Below are 15323 nucleotides of genomic sequence, written 5' to 3'. Positions count from 1 at the left end.
CGAACCCATGAGAGCCATCGTCGTCTTCCTTTCGGCTTTGGTATTGGCGCTCGGCGCGTCGCCGGCGTTGGCGCAGCGCGACGGCTCGGGCCCGGTGCGCGTGAGCGCGCAGGTCGAATCCGAACGCGTCTTCGTGGGCCAGCCGTTCCTGCTGCAGATCTCGGTCGAGGGCGACACGCGAAGCCAGCCCCCGGTCGTCCCGCCTATCCCCGGCGCGCGCGTCGAGGAGCTTGGCTCGTCGACCAGCAGCGAGGTCGTGTTCGACGGGCAGCGCACCGTCGAGCGCGCGCGACGGGTCTTTCAGTACCGCCTGACTCCCTCGCGCGAGGGGCAGATCCTGATCCCGCCCTTCGAGGCGCAGACGCGCGACGGCGTCCGGCGCAGCGACCCCATCGTCGTCGAGGCGGTCACGCCCGGCGAGATGGACAACTTCAAGCTGCGACTGATGACCAGCAAGCAGCGCGCCTACGCCGGCGAGCCCGTCACGCTGCGACTCACCTGGTTCCTGGGCGAAGAGGTGCGCACGGCGCAGTTCTCCATGCCCGACCTGCCGGGATCGTTCGGCGTCTACGCCCCGGCGGACGACGGCATCACCCCGGCGCACTTCCAGGGCGGGCAGTACTACGAGGTCTCGTTCCTGGGCGAGCGCAGCGTGGCCCGCGCCGGCCGCGGCGAGATCGACGGGCGCGCGTTCAGCACGCTCACGATCGAGAAGACCATCGTCGCGCGCGAGCCCGGGGTCTATGAGCTGGGCCCGGCGACGGTCGCGTTCACGCAGACCTCTCGCACGCGTCGGCGATCGCTGTTCGATTCGCCGCTGTTCTCGGGCGATTCGCCCATGCAGGTCGTCGCGAGCCCGCCCATCACGCTCGAGGTCGTGCCCCTGCCGACGCAGGGCAGGCCGCAGGGTTTCAGCGGCCTGGTCGGCCGGTTCGCGATCGAGACGAAGGCCGAGCCGACGCGTGTGCGCGTGGGCGACCCCATCACCCTCACGGTGACCGTGACGGGCGACGGGCCGCCCGACGAGATTCCCATGCTCGACCTCTCGCGCGTCCCGGGCTTCGAGAGCGCGTTCCGGTTGACCGGGGACCGCCCGACTGTCGAACCCCTCCGGAACGGCAAGCGTTTCTCGACCATGATCCGCGCGCGCGACCCGGGCGTGACCGAGGTCTCGCCGATCGAGCTGAGCTATTTCGATGCCGACGCCGGCGAGTTCCGCGTCGCGTCGAGCGGGCCGATCGCGCTGTCGGTCGAAGCGGCGCCGCGAGTCACGCTGCCGGGCGCGCCCGCGTCGATCGTCGCGAGCGCCACGGACCGCGCGAGCACGGAGGGCGACGCGTCGCAGACGAATCGTGAGACGGGCGCGCGAGCGGTGACGATCGACGATCTCTCGTCGCGCTCGGGCGGGATCCTGTCGCTCGCGTGGGGCCCGGCGGGCGTGGCGGCGGTGGTTCTGCCGCCGGCGGCGTGCGCCGCGATTGTGCTTGGCGGCGCGGTGCGCAGGCGGATCAAGGCCGACCCGTCGCGCGGGCGACGGGCGCGTGCGCTGCGCGAGGCGCTGGGGTCGATCGCGCGCGTGGACGACGCGCCTGACGCGGCGTCTACGATCAGCGAGGCGGTCCGCCGGTTCGCCGCGGACTGGACCGGTTCGCCGCGAGACGCGATGACCAGCGACGAGGCGGTCCGCGTGGTCCAGCGCGCCGACGAGGGCGTCGCCCGGGAGTTGCGAGAGGCGCTGTCGCTGTGCGACGAGGTGCGGTTCGCGGGCGGGCACGGCTTCGACGCGAAGCGCGTCGCGGCGAGCGTGTCCGACGCCATCACACGCGCCGACGCGGCGCTGCGCGCAACGCGCGGGAAAGTGAGTGCGCCGTGATGCGCCGTGTGCTCATGCTCGTTGTGTTTCTGTTCGCGTGTGCGCCCTCGGTGGCGGACGAGGCGAGTGTCGCTTCGATGCTGGAGCGTGCGAACAGCGCGTTCGCGCGCGGGATCGACTCGCCGGACAACCAATCGCCTGCGCTGCGCGAAGCGGTCGCGGCGTACAACGCGGTGCTCGACGAGGGGCTCGACGGCGCACGCCTGCGCCTGAATCTCGGCGCGGCGCACGCGAGGATGGGTGATCGGGGCCTCGCGGCGCATCATCTCAGGCAGGCGGCGCGTCTGGCGAGGGCGCAGGGCGACGACGCCGACTTCCGTGCCGCGAGCGTGGCGCTGCGCGCCGTGACGAACGACGCGCGTGACGCCTGGCCCCCTGCGAGCGCGACGCCCGGCGAGGCGCGCGCGCTGCGGCTCGTGGATCGCGCGGGCGTCTCGGCGCTGACGACGGTCTTTCTCGCGTCGTGGTGCGCCGGCTGGGGGCTGGCGGCGTGGAGACTGACGCGCCCCGGTGGCACGGCGATCGTGCTCGGTGCGCTGGTGACGATCGCGGTGGGCGCGGCGTCGGGCGGCGCGCTGGCGTGGGGCGCGTGGGCGGAGCGAGGGGTGGCGAGCATCGGGGTCGTGGTGGGGGGCGATGCCTCGCTGCGGGCCGGCCCGGGGGGCGCGTTCCCGTCTTCGGGCGCCGCGCTCGCGCCGGGGGATGAGGTCCGCGTTCTGGGGACGCGCGACGACTGGCTGCGCGTCCGGGCGGGCCGGAGGGGGACCGAGGGCTGGGTCGAGGCGGCGTCGATCGCGCTGCCCTGAGCCGCGAGCGCCCTCGCCCGATATCGCGAGTTCCCTGCTTTCACGCGCGGATCGATCCCGGAGCGTTCGGTCTCCGGGGTGATTTCTTTTCCATTGTGAAAGATCCGGCGCGCGACGGTCAAACCTGGGTGTTCGGCCCCGAGGAACGGCCCTGCGCACACGCAGCAGGATGCGGAGCCCGGCCGAAGGCCCTCTGGACCCCGAGAACCGGATCGTCGTCGAACGCCTGGCTTTGTCGAAGGAGAAGCGAAATGAACCCACTCACCCACCGGGCTCTGGGGCGACTCGCGTCGGCGAGCGCCGCGACCCTGCTCGCCTCCGCCGCCGGGGCGCAGTCGATCGGGTCGGTCGTCGTCACGAACAGCAGCAGCCCGCCTCCCGCGTCGGGCCTCGGGTCGTTCACGACCGAGCCCTCGGTCGTGGCGCCGCCCTCGCTCGACGGGCAGGTCGCGTCGTTCACGCACCGCATGGCGTTTCGCAACACCTTCATCGCGCAGGGGGGCATCGCCCAGACCAACAAGCGCAATGTCGTGTACCGCGTCGATTTCACCGTCGAAGACCCCGACAACATCGGCTTCCTGCTGCGCGTTGAGAGCGTGATGCGCGGCGTGTCGGCGATCGTGCAGGTCAGCGACGAGGGGCGCACCGCCGTCGCCACGGGCCTGCAGCTGGGCGTGACCTTCGACGACTCGACCGACGCGCCCGACACCTTCACCAACCTGGCTCTGCTCACCGGGCAGATCACGCCGGGCGTCTCGATCGTCGGCGCCGGCAGCTCGCAGGCGCAGCAGGAGAGCGCCAGGCGCGGCGGGATCGGCGTCTATGTCGGGACGACCTCGTTCAGTCTCGTCTTCACCTCGTCGCCAACGCCCACCACCAATGTGTTCTTCCAGAACGGGCAGGTCGGCGACGGCTTCGTGTACTACGGCGCCGGGAACCCCCCGGAGGGCGCCGAGGGCGCGGAGCCCGAGACGCTCGGGCACTTCCTGACCCTCGCGGCTCGCTTCCTGCCCGGCGACATCAACGCCGACGGCACGGTGAACTTCGCCGACCTCAACGCGGTGCTCGGCGCGTTCGGGCAGACAGGATCGCCCGGCTTCGTGAACGCCGACGCGAACGAGGACGGCGCGGTGAACTTCGCCGACCTGAACCTGGTGCTGGGGACCTTCGGCGCGTCGTTCTGAGACTCGATCTCAAGCGCACTCCACGCGCACGCCGATGCGGCCGAGTGGTGTCGCCTTACGCTCCCGCCCGCCGGAGGTTCAGCGCGAGCAGCGCGCCCAGCACCGCTTCGTCCACTTCCTTGCGCTTCGCCGCGAGGGGGTGCGACGTCGGCAGGGGCTGGCCTGCGCCGGTGTCTTCCCAGACCTGCGCCCAGTCCGCGGCCCAGCCGCCGCCCCCGGGGGTGGGGTCCACGCTCGCGTACGCCGCGAGGACCGCCTCGTCGAGGCGACGGTGCGCGAGCCGGAGCCAGGTGGGGCGCTCGTTGTAGAGGTTCGTGAGCGTGCGCTTCTTGAGTTTGGGGTCTTTCGCGGCGGCGGCCATGATCGCCGACTCGCGGATGAGCCGGCGCGCCTCCTCGCCGCTGACGGCGGCGACATCGGCGAAGTCGTCCTGCGCGTCGATCTTCTTCGCGATCGCGTCGATCCACGCCGGCGGGTTCAGCCACTGCTCGCGCTGCTCGTTCAGGTCCTTCGCGGCCTGCGCGATGGCCTGCGCGAGCGGGCTGCCCGAGGGTTCCTTCCCGGGGGGCCAGGGCAGGGGGAAGGTCTCGAAGCAGGTGGTGGGGGTGTAGCGGAAACCGGACTCGGCCTCGCGCAACTGCGTGCCCATCCGGCGCGCCCAGAGTTCGTGGACGGAGGAGTGGAGGACGCCGAAGAAGTAGTTGTCGGAGCGGGCGAAGGCGACCAACTGATGGTCGGGAAGTGCCGAGCCTTCGCTCCACGCGAACAAGCGGAATTTGGTCAGAACCGGCGTGACGATAAACCGAGAGCATGGCTCAACTGCCGCGCGCATAGCGTCGCAGGGCTCTGCATGAATCCACCAGTAGTCGCGGTACTTCTTGCGCTTGACCTCGTCGCGCTTCGGCTTCACATGTTCCCGAGCGTGTTCGAAAGGGGCGCCGAATTTGGATGCCGTCGCGACTGGCATGTCAGATGGAAAATCAATGATCCACATGGCACGCCGTCTTGAAGTGATGTCCAAGCCGTTGAACCAAGGCCGAAGCACTTTCGACGGTGAGTCCGTTGCGGCGTTTGGCTCTGCAAGCCAGTTGCTTGCCGTACGCCACTCAACATCAAACGCTCCGGACTTGACATCGCCCACGAAGCCAATCTTGGAATTCTCTGGCAGCCGAAGAGCCTGCGTGGTATCAGATTGCGAAGTGAGATCCGGATTGATGACCGTTACGACGACACCGTTCAGAATGGGTGGTTCACTTGGCTTTCCAGCGAACCCGACGATGGAAATCTGTACCGCAGCCCCGTCAAGCATCCAAACCCGGTCGGACCAAGCCATGAAAACTTCGCCCGTCTCCTTGATGCGTTCGAGCACCTTTCGGGCCGCGCCGTTACGGATTGCTTGTGTCGCGAGTAGGCCTGCACGAACATGCGGCGACTTCTCGATCTTCTCGCGAGCAAGTTCGAACCAGTAGCAGCACAAGTCGCTGAAGCCGGGTATTCGACCTTCGTATGTTGCGAACAGCGCTTCGACATACTCGTCGCCGAGGTGTCCTCGCAGCATCTTCGTTCCCAGGAACGGCGGGTTCCCGACGATGAAGTCGGCGTCGGGCCAGGCGGCGGGGCCGGTGCAGACGGCGCCTTCCTGATAGACGGGGATGGGGCGCATCAGGTCCCCCTCCCGGCCCCCGGCGCGGGAGGGGTGAGGGGAGGGTCTTGGATCTGACGGTGCTTGATTCAGCGGAGGAAGACCCTCCCCCTGCCCCCTCCCACGAGTGGGAGGGGGGAAAGAAGACCCTCCCCCTGCCCCCTCCCGCGAGCGGGAGGGGGGAAGAGGAGAAGACCCATTGCCCATTGCCGAGTGCCCGTTGCCCTCCGGCGATTGCCCATTGTCCTCCATCGCCCACGCCAGGATCGCGTCGCGGTTCTCGATGGATTGGAAGGGTTTGAGGATGGGGTTGGCGGGGGGCTTGAAGCCGTTGTCGCGCATCCACTGCAGGTAGCCGATCCAGATCACGACCTGCGCGAGTTCGGCGGCGTAGGGGTTGATCTCGATGCCCAGCAGTTGGGTGGGGCTGACCTGGGGGAAGAGCGACTGCGCGATGTGCTCTTGCGCGGCGAAGTTGATGATTTCTTTTTCGAGGTGCAGCAGGCGCTGGAGAGAGACATAGAGGAAGTTCCCGCTGCCGCAGGCCGGGTCGAGGACGGTGACGGAGGCGAGGCGTTCCTGCGCTGATTTGAGGAGCCGGTCGATCTGCTCGTCGGCTTTTTTCTTGGTGGGCGCGGTGGTGGCGGCGCGTCGGCGTTCGACCTGTTCGTCGATCTTGCTGCGCGTCTCGTGCCATTCGCGTCGGAGGGGATCGACGATGACGGGCTCGACGACGAGGAGGATGTCGTCGCGCGAGGTGTAGTGCGCGCCGATCTGGGCGCGCTTGGAGGGGTCGAGGGAGCGTTCGAAGAGCGTGCCGAAGATGGCGGGCTCGACGGAGGACCAGTCTTGTGCCGCGGCGAGGGAGAGGATGCCGAGGTCGTCGCGGGTGAGGGGGATTGCGGGCTTGTCGTCGAAGAGCCCGCCGTTGAAGTGGCTGATCTCTGCGCCCCAGAAGAAACCGCCCTCGCGCATGGCGTGGAAGAGTTCGGTGAACCAGGCGGTGACTTTGTCTTCGGTGGCGGTGCCTTTGGCGAGCGCGTCGGCGGCGCGGGTGAGCAGGTTGTGGAAGGTCTTGGGCGGGAGGAGCTGCACATCTTCGGCGAAGAGGCAGAACATGCACTTCATGAGGAAGTGCGCGGCGTCGTGCGGGTCGTGGCCGCGATCGCGCAGACGCTGGGCGAGTTCGCCGATCTTGCGCGCGACGAGTTCGGTGACCTGCTCGGTGGTCTGTTCGGGGCGGAGGGAATAGGGGTCGTTGAAGACGCGCCGGAGGGTGGCGAGGGCGTCGGGGTTGTTGGCGATGTCGTCGAGGGTGAAGGCGTAGACGCGTTTGGCGGCGCCGGTGAAGTTGGTGTGGATCTCGATGCGTTCGAGGTCGGAGACGATGAGGAGCGGGGGGTTGTCGAGGGCTTCGCGGTATTGGAGGAGTTGCTGGTAGGCGGCGTGGAGGTCGCGGTGGCGCCCGGCGCGCTTGAACTCCCAGGCGAACTTGTTGCGCCACCAGACATCGGCGAAGCCGTACTGGCCTTTGGAGCCGGAGGAGGCCGGGGCGCTGACGCTGATGCCCTTCTCGAAGGTGTACTCGGCGCCGGTCTTGTCGTGGGAAGCGGGGGAGGGCTGGCCCAGGAGGTCGCAGAGGTCGAGGAAATACTGCTGGGAGGCGGAGCGCTCGGTGAGCGTCGCGCCGGACCATTTGGCGACGAAGGCGGCAGGGGTGAGGTGGCCGGAAGGCGACATGGGCGGGCATTGTCGCGGGATGGGGGCGAAGTGCAAGCGGCCCCCGGCCCCCGGCCCCCCGGCCCCCGGCCCCCGGTCCGGCCCCCGCCCCCGGTCAGGCCCCCTCTCCCTGTCGCGCAGCGGCGGGGAGAGGGTTGGGGTGAGGGGTCTTCGTTGGTTGTGTTTGTGTGGAAGGTGAATCGCTGGCAGCGCTCCCCTCACCCGGCCGCTGCGCGTCCACCCTCTCCCCGCGAGCGGGGCGAGCGGGGCGAGGGGGCGGGGGCGGGGGTCAGCGTTGGACGCGGAGCTTTCGCATCTTGGAGCGGAGTGTGTTGGGGTTGATCGCGAGCATCTCGGCGGCGCCGCCGGGGCCCTCGACCTTGCCTCGGGAGCGTTCGAGGGCGGCGCGGATGTGCGCGCGGATCGCGTCGTCGAGGGTTGCGGGCGCGGCGGGGGAGGGGGCGTCGGCGCCGGGGCGGGGCGATGGGGCGGGGGTGGCGCCCATGGCGGCGGCGAGCGCGAGGCGACCGTTCGCGCCCAGGAGCGCGGCGCGGTCGATGACGGCGGCGAGTTCGCGCACATTGCCCGGCCAGTCGTAGCGTGCGAGCATTGCGAGGTCGTCGGTGGTGACCACGAACTCGGTCAAACCGAAGCGAGTCGAGGCGCGGCGCGCGAAGTGATCTGCGAGCGAGGAGAGGTCCTCACGCCGCTCACGCAGAGGGGGCAGCACGATCGGGAAGACCGCGAGCCGGTACCACAGGTCCTCTCGGAAGGAACCCGTGCGGACCATACCGGCGAGGTCGCGGTGCGTCGCTGCGACAATTCGGCAATCAACACGGATCGCGCTCTGCCCACCGACGCGTTCTAACGCGCCCTCCTGAATGACGCGGAGCAGGCGCACCTGCGCGGCGGCTGGCAGATCGCCGATCTCGTCGAGGAAGAGCGTGCCGGTGTCGGCGCGCTCGAACCACCCCTGGCGTTGATCGGTGGCGCCGGTGAACGCCCCGCGCTCGTGTCCGAAGAGTTGCGAGTCGATGAGTTCGGGCGGGATGGCGCCGCAGTTGACGCGAATGAAGGGTCCTTCACGTCGGGACGAGCGATCGTGGATGGCGCGGGCGATGACCTCTTTGCCCGAGCCGGTCTCGCCGAGGATAAGAGTGGGGACATCGGACTTCGCGACGAGGTCCACGCGTTCAAGCACGGCGCGCAGGCCGCCGCGTGCGCCGATGATCTCTTCGTCGAGTGATTCGCGCCCGAGCCGGCGCATCGCGGCCTGACGGTCGGCTTCGGCGGCGCGTCGGAGTGATTCCAGTTCGTGGAAGCGGTTGGAGGTGTCGAGCGCGACAGCAAGCGGTTCGAGGGTTGCGGCGAGGAGTCGCGAGGCTTCGTCGGTGAGTTCGGCGTCTCGCGCGAGACGCCACGCGACGACGCCCTCGGGCTGTCCTTCACGACCGAGGGCGCCGCAGATCACTCGTTGATCGCCGAGGGTCGGGGCGAGGGGGCGAAGGAGACTCTGCCCGGGACGCGATGGGTTGAATGTGGCGATGCCCCCTCGGCGCGCGAAGCGTTCGAGGGAGAGGGCGTCGTCGCGATCGACCGACACGCGCACCGGTTTGACGCCCCACGACGCGGCGAGGGCGCACCGGCCGCCCGAGAGGGTAAAGACCCACATCGCATCGAGAGGGACAGCGGCAGCGATGGCCCCCGCCAGGTCCGCGATCGAGTCGACGACATCGATATGGCGACACGCCTCGCGCCAGAGTGAGAGTTGGAGCAAAGTGAGGGGGTCCATGCTGTTGTATATCGCGGGAATCCGTTGCCAGCAACGGCTCAAATCGTGAAATATCGTGGCTAAGCATGGGATGTGGGTCTCTGTGGCTGGCACGAAGCTTTTCTCGGACTTTTGCTGAGGCACGGGGATTGCCATTCTCCCGGCGTGTCGTCACGACTGGTCATCCCAGACGCGTTCCCTCTGGGCGAACCCCTCGCGGCCGTGTTCGTGGAGGCGGCGGGGGCGGAGCGTCCCGAGGGCGTGGCCCGGGCGCTGTCGGGAGATCTCGCGTCGATGCTGCCGGACAGGGTCCCGACCGACGACGCGCGGTATTGCCGCACAGAGTTGTGGCGCGACGATCGGGCGGTCGCGCTGCTGATCGCGTGGCTGCCCGGGCAGTTCAGCGACATCCACGACCACGATGGGGTTGAGTGCGTGTTCCGCGTGGTGCGCGGCGTGGCGGTGGAGCGCCGATACGCGCTCGACACGGAGGGCCTGGCGCGGCTGGAGAGTGAGGACCGCTTCCTGCCCGGCTCGGTGATCGCGTCGCTGGGCGACGACATCCATTCGCTGGGCAACGACGCATCGTCGGGCGAGACGCTCGTGACGCTCCATGTGTACCGGCCCGATGCGCGGATGCGCGTGCACCGGGCAGCGGAAGGGGAGGGCGCGTGATCCAGGCAAGACCACATTGTCCGACGATCGTGGTGATCGGGGGTGGCTTTTCGGGGGCCGCGGTCGTCAGCCATCTGGCGAGGAGCGCGCGGCGCCCGGTGCGTGTGCGGCTGTTCGAGCCCTCGCGCCGGCTCGCGCGTGGGATCGCGTACAGCCCGACCGGCGAGCACCTGCTGCTGAATGTTCCGGCGTCGAAGTTGAGCGTGTGGCCGGACAAGCCGGGGGACTTCGCGTCCTGGTGCGCCTCGACGGGCAGGCCCGTGGAGCCGGGCGCGTTCCTGCCTCGCGCATGGCTCGGGGAGTACGCGGAGTGGACGATGTCTTCCGCGCTGCGCGAGTGCGACGCGTCGGTCGAGTTTGATCGCCTCGCCGAGCGCGCCGTCGCGGTGCGCCGCCGGACCGACGGGGCGCTGGATGTTCTCGGGGAGTCTGGCGTTGAAGTCGGCGCCGATCAGGTCGTGCTGGCGACGGGCCACGGCCAGACGAAGATACCGCCTGCGTTCCGGCATCTGGCGGGAGACCCGCGACTCATCACCAACCCGTGGGACGAATCGCTGCTCTCGCAGGCGGCGCGCCGATCCGAGCGTCTGCTGCTCATCGGCGTGGGGCTGACGATGATGGACGCGGCTATATCGCTCGCGCGTGCCGGGTACACGGGCGAGATCGTGGCGTTGTCGAGGCGCGGGCTGCCCTCGCACACCCACGGGCCCTCGGACCCCGCGTTGCACAAGGAGTGGGCCGCGGCGCTGGGGGGCGGCGACCTGATGTCGCTGACCCGCGCGGTGCGTGAACGCGCCGGCTCGCACGAGTGGCGCGGGGTGCTGGACTCGCTGCGCCCCCACACGGCGCGGCTGTGGAGGTCACTCTCGCACGCGGAGCGCCAGCGCTTCATGGCGCGACTCTCGGTCTATTGGGATGCGCACCGGCACCGCTGCCCGTTGGAAACGGCGGCGTGCGTGGCGCTGCTGCGCGATCGCGGCGTGTTGCGGGTTGGCGCTTCGACCATCCTGAGCGTGAACGATCGCGCCGGCAGGATCGAGGTCGAGCACCGGGAGAAGCGGTCCGGCACGGTGACGCGCGAGGCCTTCGGCGCGGTGATCCTGTGCACCGGGCCCGAGCCGGACATCGCGAAATCGCGCTCGGCGCTGCTCGAGTCGCTGATCGACTCCGGGGAGATCCGGCGCGACCCGCTGGGCCTGGGCGTCGACTGCGACGAGCACGGGGACGCGATCACCCGCGGCGGGCGCCCGAACGACCGCGTGACCCTCGTGGGCCCGCTCCGGCGCGGCGAGTCGTGGGAGAGCACCGCTGTCCCCGAGATAAGCCAGCAGGCGGCGGCGATCGCGCCGCGCGTGCTGAAACGCCTCGACTTGACCGTTCCGATCCAGAACGCACACCAGCCGATCAAGGAGATCATCCGATGAGAATCCGTCGTTTCCTCGCGGGTGTCGTCGGCGCGGCCGCGCTCGCGGCTGTCGCCTCGGCGCAGAATGTCACGCTGCTGAATGTCTCGTACGACCCGACTCGCGAGTTGTACCGGGAGTTCAACGAGGCGTTCGCGAAGCACTGGAAGGAGAAAACGGGGCAGACCGTGAATGTCCAGATGTCGCACGGCGGTTCGGGCAGCCAGGCGAGGGCCGTGATCGACGGGCTGCAGGCGGATCTGGTGACGCTCGCGCTGGCGTACGACATCGACGCGATCGCGGAGAACTCGGACCTGCTCCCGAAAGACTGGCAGGGGACGTTGCCCCACAACAACGCGCCCTACACCTCCACGATGGCGTTCCTGGTGCGCAAGGGCAACCCGAAGAACATCAAGGACTGGGGTGACCTCGCACGGGCCGATGTGCAGGTGATCACGGCGAACCCGAAGACCTCTGGCGCGGCGCGGTGGAACTACCTCGCGATGTGGGGGTATTCCCTCAAGCGCGACCTCGGCGACGGCTTCGTCGCGGCGCTGAAAGACCCGGCCAGAGCGGACGAGGTGAACGCCGCCCAGCGACGCGCGCAGGAGTTCGTCGCGGCGATCTACAGGAATGTCCCCGTGCTCGACCGGGCGGCGCGCGGGTCGACCAACACCTTCATCCAGCGGCGCATCGGCGATGTGCTCATCAACTGGGAGAACGAGATCCTTCTGGGCGCGAATGAGCTGAACAAACAGGGGCTCGAGATGGTCGTCCCGCCCACCAGCATCCTGGCGGAGCCGACCGTCGCGCTTATCGATCGCAACGCGCAGCGGCGCGGCACGACCGAGGTCGCGAAGGCGTATCTCGAGTATCTCTACTCACCGGTCGGTCAGGACATCGCGGGCAAGAACTATTACCGGCCGGTCGACCCCGACGCGGTCGCCAAGTATCGGAGCCAGTTCCCGTCGATCGACCTCTTCACGATCGACGAGGTGTTCGGAGGGTGGAACGAGGCGAACCGCGTGCACTTCGCCGATGGCGGCAAGTTCGACCAGATCTACGCGCCCGGGCGCTGAGCGGTCGTGTGCTCTTCCTCCTCGCGTTCTCGCACCCGTGCGCTGCCGCCCGGGTGCGGTGCGCGTTCATGAATCGCTCCCGGTTCTCGGCCTTCGCGAAGGGTTGCAGGCATGGCTTCGTACAGGTTCCGACAGCACAGCGTTCTGCCCGGCTTCGGCCTGACCATGGGCTTCACGCTGCTGTACATGACGCTGCTGCTGCTGATCCCGCTGGGTGGGCTGGTGCTGTTTACCACGCGGATGTCGTTCTCGGAGTTCTGGGGCAGCGCGGTCACCGATCCGCGCGTGGTCGCCGCGTACCGGGTGACGTTCGGCGCGTCGCTCGCTGGTGCGACGATCAACATGGTGTTCGGCTTCATCGTCGCGTGGGTGCTCGTGAGGTACTCGTTCCCGGGCAAGCGCATCGTTGATGCGATCGTTGACCTGCCCTTCGCGCTGCCCACGGCGGTGTCGGGCATCGCGCTGACAACGCTCTACGCGCACACTGGCTGGGTCGGGCGCTGGCTCGAGCCGCTAGGGATCCAGGTCGCGTACGCGTGGCCCGGGATCGTGATCGCGCTCACGCTGATCGGTCTGCCGTTCGTGGTGCGCACGCTGCAGCCGGCGCTCGAGGAACTGGAAGCGGAGATCGAGGAGGCGTCGGCGTCGCTCGGCGCGTCACGCTGGCAGACCTTCCGTCGCGTGATCCTGCCCACGGTGCTGCCATCCCTACTCACCGGGTTCTCGCTCGCGTTCGCGCGGGCGGTGGGTGAGTTTGGGTCCGTGTACTTCATCGCCGGCAACATGCCCTTCAAGACCGAGATCGCGCCGCTGCTGATCCTGATCCGTCTTGAGCAGTTCGATTACCTCGGCGCGACGGCGATCGGGGTGGTGATGCTCATCGTGTCGTTCGTGATGCTGCTCGTCATCAACGCGCTCCAGTGGTGGAGCCGGCGCTTCCAGGCGTAAGGAGACTCGCATGGCCGGTGCTGTGTCAATACGGGTCGGACGCGCGGACACCCACGGCAGCGGTCGTGGCGAACCGGCGTGGGTGCGATGGTCGCTCATCGCGATCGCGCTTGGGTTCCTCGGGCTCTTCCTCTTCCTGCCGCTGGTCCTGGTGTTCACCTACGCGTTCGGCGAGGGCGTCCGGACCTACTTCGCGGCGCTGACCGAGCCCGACGCGAGGTCGGCGATCCGGCTGACGCTGATCACGGCGGCGATCGCCGTGCCGCTGAACACGGTGTTCGGTGTGTGCGCCGCGTGGGCGATCGCCAAGTTCGAGTTCCGGGGCAAGAACCTGCTGACCACGCTCATCGACCTGCCCTTCGCGGTCTCCCCGATCATCGCGGGGCTGATCTTCGTGCTGCTGTTCGGTGCGCGCGGGTGGTTCGGCCCCTGGTTGATCGAGAACGACTACCGGATCATCTTCGCGACGCCCGGGATCGTGCTCGCGACGGTGTTCGTGACCTTCCCGTTCGTGGCGCGAGAGCTGATCCCCCTCATGCAGGCGCAGGGGACCGAGGAAGAACTCTCGGCGCTGACCCTGGGCGCGAACGGGTGGCAGATGTTCTGGCGCGTCACGCTGCCCAACATCAAGTGGGGGCTGCTCTACGGCGTCATCCTGTGCAACGCGCGGGCGATGGGCGAGTTCGGCGCGGTGTCCGTCGTGTCGGGCCACATCAGGGGGCTGACCAACACGATGCCGCTGCACATCGAGGTTCTGTACAACGACTACCAGTTCACCGCGTCGTTCGCGGTCGCGTCGCTGCTGGCGTTTCTGGCGTTGATCACCCTGATCGTCAAGAGTCTCATCGAGTGGAGGGGGGCGCGCGAGCACGCGATCGCGCTCCGCGAGGCGGAGAAGAACCAGTCATGAGCATCGAAGTCCGTCATGTGAGCAAGACCTTCGGATCGTTCAAGGCGCTCGACGATGTCAGTCTTGTCGTGCCGGCCGGAAAGCTCGTCGCGCTGCTGGGCCCATCGGGCTCGGGCAAGACGACGCTCCTGCGCATCATGGCGGGGCTCGAGCAGGCCGATCGCGGCAGCGGGAAGATCCTCTTCCACGAGGAGGATGTGGTGGGCACGCATGTGCGCCACCGGCGCGTGGGGTTCGTATTCCAGCACTACGCGCTGTTCCGGCACATGACGGTGTTCGGGAACGTCGCGTTCGGCATGCGCGTCAAGCGGCGCGCCGAGCGGCCTTCGAAGGAGGAGATCCGCGCGCGCGTGCACGAGCTGCTGCGGCTGGTGCAACTCGAAGGTCTGGCGGGGCGGTACCCGCACCAGCTGTCGGGCGGGCAGCGCCAGCGCGTGGCGCTGGCCCGGGCGCTGGCCGTGCAGCCGCGCGTGTTGCTGCTGGACGAGCCCTTCGGAGCACTCGACGCGAAGGTGCGCAAGGAACTGCGCTCGTGGCTCCGGCGCCTGCACGACGACATCGGCATCACCAGCGTCTTTGTGACCCACGACCAGGACGAGGCGCTCGAGGTCGCCGACGAGGTCGTCGTGATGAACAAGGGGCGCATCGAGCAGGTCGGCACGCCCGACGATGTCTTCCACCATCCAAGCACCGAGTTCGTGATGCAGTTCCTGGGCGAGGTGAACACCTTCCACGCCGAGGTGGGCGGCGGGCGGGTGCGATTCGGCTCGCTCGACGCGCCGTACCCGCACTTCCAGCAGCAGGTGGCTGGGGACGCTCGCGTGTTCGTGCGGCCCCACGATGTGACCATCGACACCAAGACCAACGGGGTGGCGGCGATGTCGGCGACGGTGCAGCGCGTGCACTCGGCCGGGGCGAGCGTGCGGGTGGAGGTGCTCACCTCGCAGGGCCAGACCCTGATCGCGGAGCTTTCTCAGGATCGGTTCGCCAGCATGGGCATCGCCGCGGGCAGCACGGTGTACATCCGCCCGAGACATATCCGGGTGTTCGGGGCGAACCCCGCTTGAGCGCCTGGCCCGGGGCGCCCGGAGGCCCGGGGGGCGGCCTCGTGGACCGGTTGATGGAATGGAGCGGACCGGGGTCGAACCGGCAACCCCTAGCTTGCAAAGCTAGTGCTCTCCCAATTGAGCTACCGCCCCTTTTCGGCGTGCGGGTCGCTCGCCGGGGTGACCGATGATAGCGTGGCTTGCACGCCCGCCGAGGGCGGCGGCCACTCTCTCACGCCCCCACGGGCGACGGTTCTCACTCGCGGA

11 protein-coding genes and 1 tRNA gene are annotated in these 15323 nt (G+C 68.8%); 9 read left to right on the top strand and 3 right to left on the bottom strand.

The genetic code is table 11. From position 1 onward, the window contains the following. Positions 1–7 precede the first annotated feature (7 nt). From KF684_06080 to KF684_06070, 3 genes are all read left to right on the top strand, one after another. Positions 8–1873, top strand: a complete 1866-nt coding sequence (locus KF684_06080) for a BatD family protein (GenBank protein ID MBX3352484.1) — start codon at positions 8–10, stop codon at positions 1871–1873. Then, complete coding sequence (locus KF684_06075; protein MBX3352483.1) at positions 1873–2679, top strand: SH3 domain-containing protein; 807 nt, start codon at positions 1873–1875, stop codon at positions 2677–2679. Before KF684_06080 ends, KF684_06075 begins: the two co-directional genes overlap by 1 nt. Positions 2680–2930: 251 nt before the next feature. Beyond that, positions 2931–3863, top strand: a complete 933-nt coding sequence (locus tag KF684_06070) for a hypothetical protein (protein MBX3352482.1) — start codon at positions 2931–2933, stop codon at positions 3861–3863. Between the two features lie 55 nt (positions 3864–3918). On the opposite strand, the gene KF684_06065 is transcribed toward KF684_06070, so the two are convergent. Continuing rightward, entirely contained in the window at positions 3919–7245 is a 3327-nt protein-coding gene (locus tag KF684_06065; GenBank protein ID MBX3352481.1) for a hypothetical protein, read from the bottom strand. Between the two features lie 268 nt (positions 7246–7513). After that, positions 7514–9016 (bottom strand): sigma-54-dependent Fis family transcriptional regulator, encoded by a 1503-nt coding sequence (locus tag KF684_06060; GenBank protein ID MBX3352480.1) that lies wholly within the window; start codon positions 9014–9016, stop codon positions 7514–7516. A gap of 144 nt (positions 9017–9160) precedes the next feature. Here KF684_06060 and KF684_06055 point away from each other — a divergent pair, with 144 nt between their 5' ends. The 6 genes from KF684_06055 to KF684_06030 all read left to right on the top strand — a co-directional run bounded on the left by KF684_06055 (position 9161) and on the right by KF684_06030 (position 15077). Then, positions 9161–9670 (top strand): cysteine dioxygenase family protein, encoded by a 510-nt coding sequence (locus KF684_06055; protein ID MBX3352479.1) that lies wholly within the window; start codon positions 9161–9163, stop codon positions 9668–9670. Beyond that, positions 9667–11094 carry an FAD/NAD(P)-binding protein gene (locus KF684_06050; protein MBX3352478.1) on the top strand — a complete coding sequence of 476 codons (1428 nt, stop codon included), beginning with the start codon at positions 9667–9669 and terminating at the stop codon, positions 11092–11094. Before KF684_06055 ends, KF684_06050 begins: the two co-directional genes overlap by 4 nt. Next, positions 11091–12152: a sulfate ABC transporter substrate-binding protein gene (locus KF684_06045; protein MBX3352477.1), complete on the top strand. Its 1062-nt coding sequence runs from the start codon at positions 11091–11093 to the stop codon at positions 12150–12152. The genes KF684_06050 and KF684_06045 overlap by 4 nt, the downstream gene beginning before the upstream one ends. 111 nt (positions 12153–12263) lie before the next feature. After that, positions 12264–13100, top strand: coding sequence for a sulfate ABC transporter permease subunit CysT (cysT, locus tag KF684_06040; GenBank protein ID MBX3352476.1), 837 nt, complete (start codon positions 12264–12266; stop codon positions 13098–13100). 10 nt (positions 13101–13110) lie between these two features. Continuing rightward, on the top strand, positions 13111–14010 hold the full coding sequence (gene cysW, locus KF684_06035; protein MBX3352475.1) for a sulfate ABC transporter permease subunit CysW: 900 nt from the start codon (positions 13111–13113) through the stop codon (positions 14008–14010). Beyond that, positions 14007–15077, top strand: coding sequence for a sulfate/molybdate ABC transporter ATP-binding protein (locus KF684_06030; GenBank protein ID MBX3352474.1), 1071 nt, complete (start codon positions 14007–14009; stop codon positions 15075–15077). The genes cysW and KF684_06030 overlap by 4 nt, the downstream gene beginning before the upstream one ends. A 59-nt stretch (positions 15078–15136) precedes the next feature. On the opposite strand, the gene KF684_06025 is transcribed toward KF684_06030, so the two are convergent. Continuing rightward, positions 15137–15209: transfer RNA gene (locus tag KF684_06025), tRNA-Ala, on the bottom strand. Positions 15210–15323 lie beyond the last annotated feature (114 nt).

This window comes from Phycisphaeraceae bacterium, assembly GCA_019636675.1.
In the GTDB taxonomy this organism is placed as follows: Bacteria; Planctomycetota; Phycisphaerae; order Phycisphaerales; family UBA1924; genus JAHBXC01.
The sequence above is the reverse complement of the archived record's forward strand: the minus strand, read 5'-3'. Positions and strand labels throughout refer to the sequence as shown.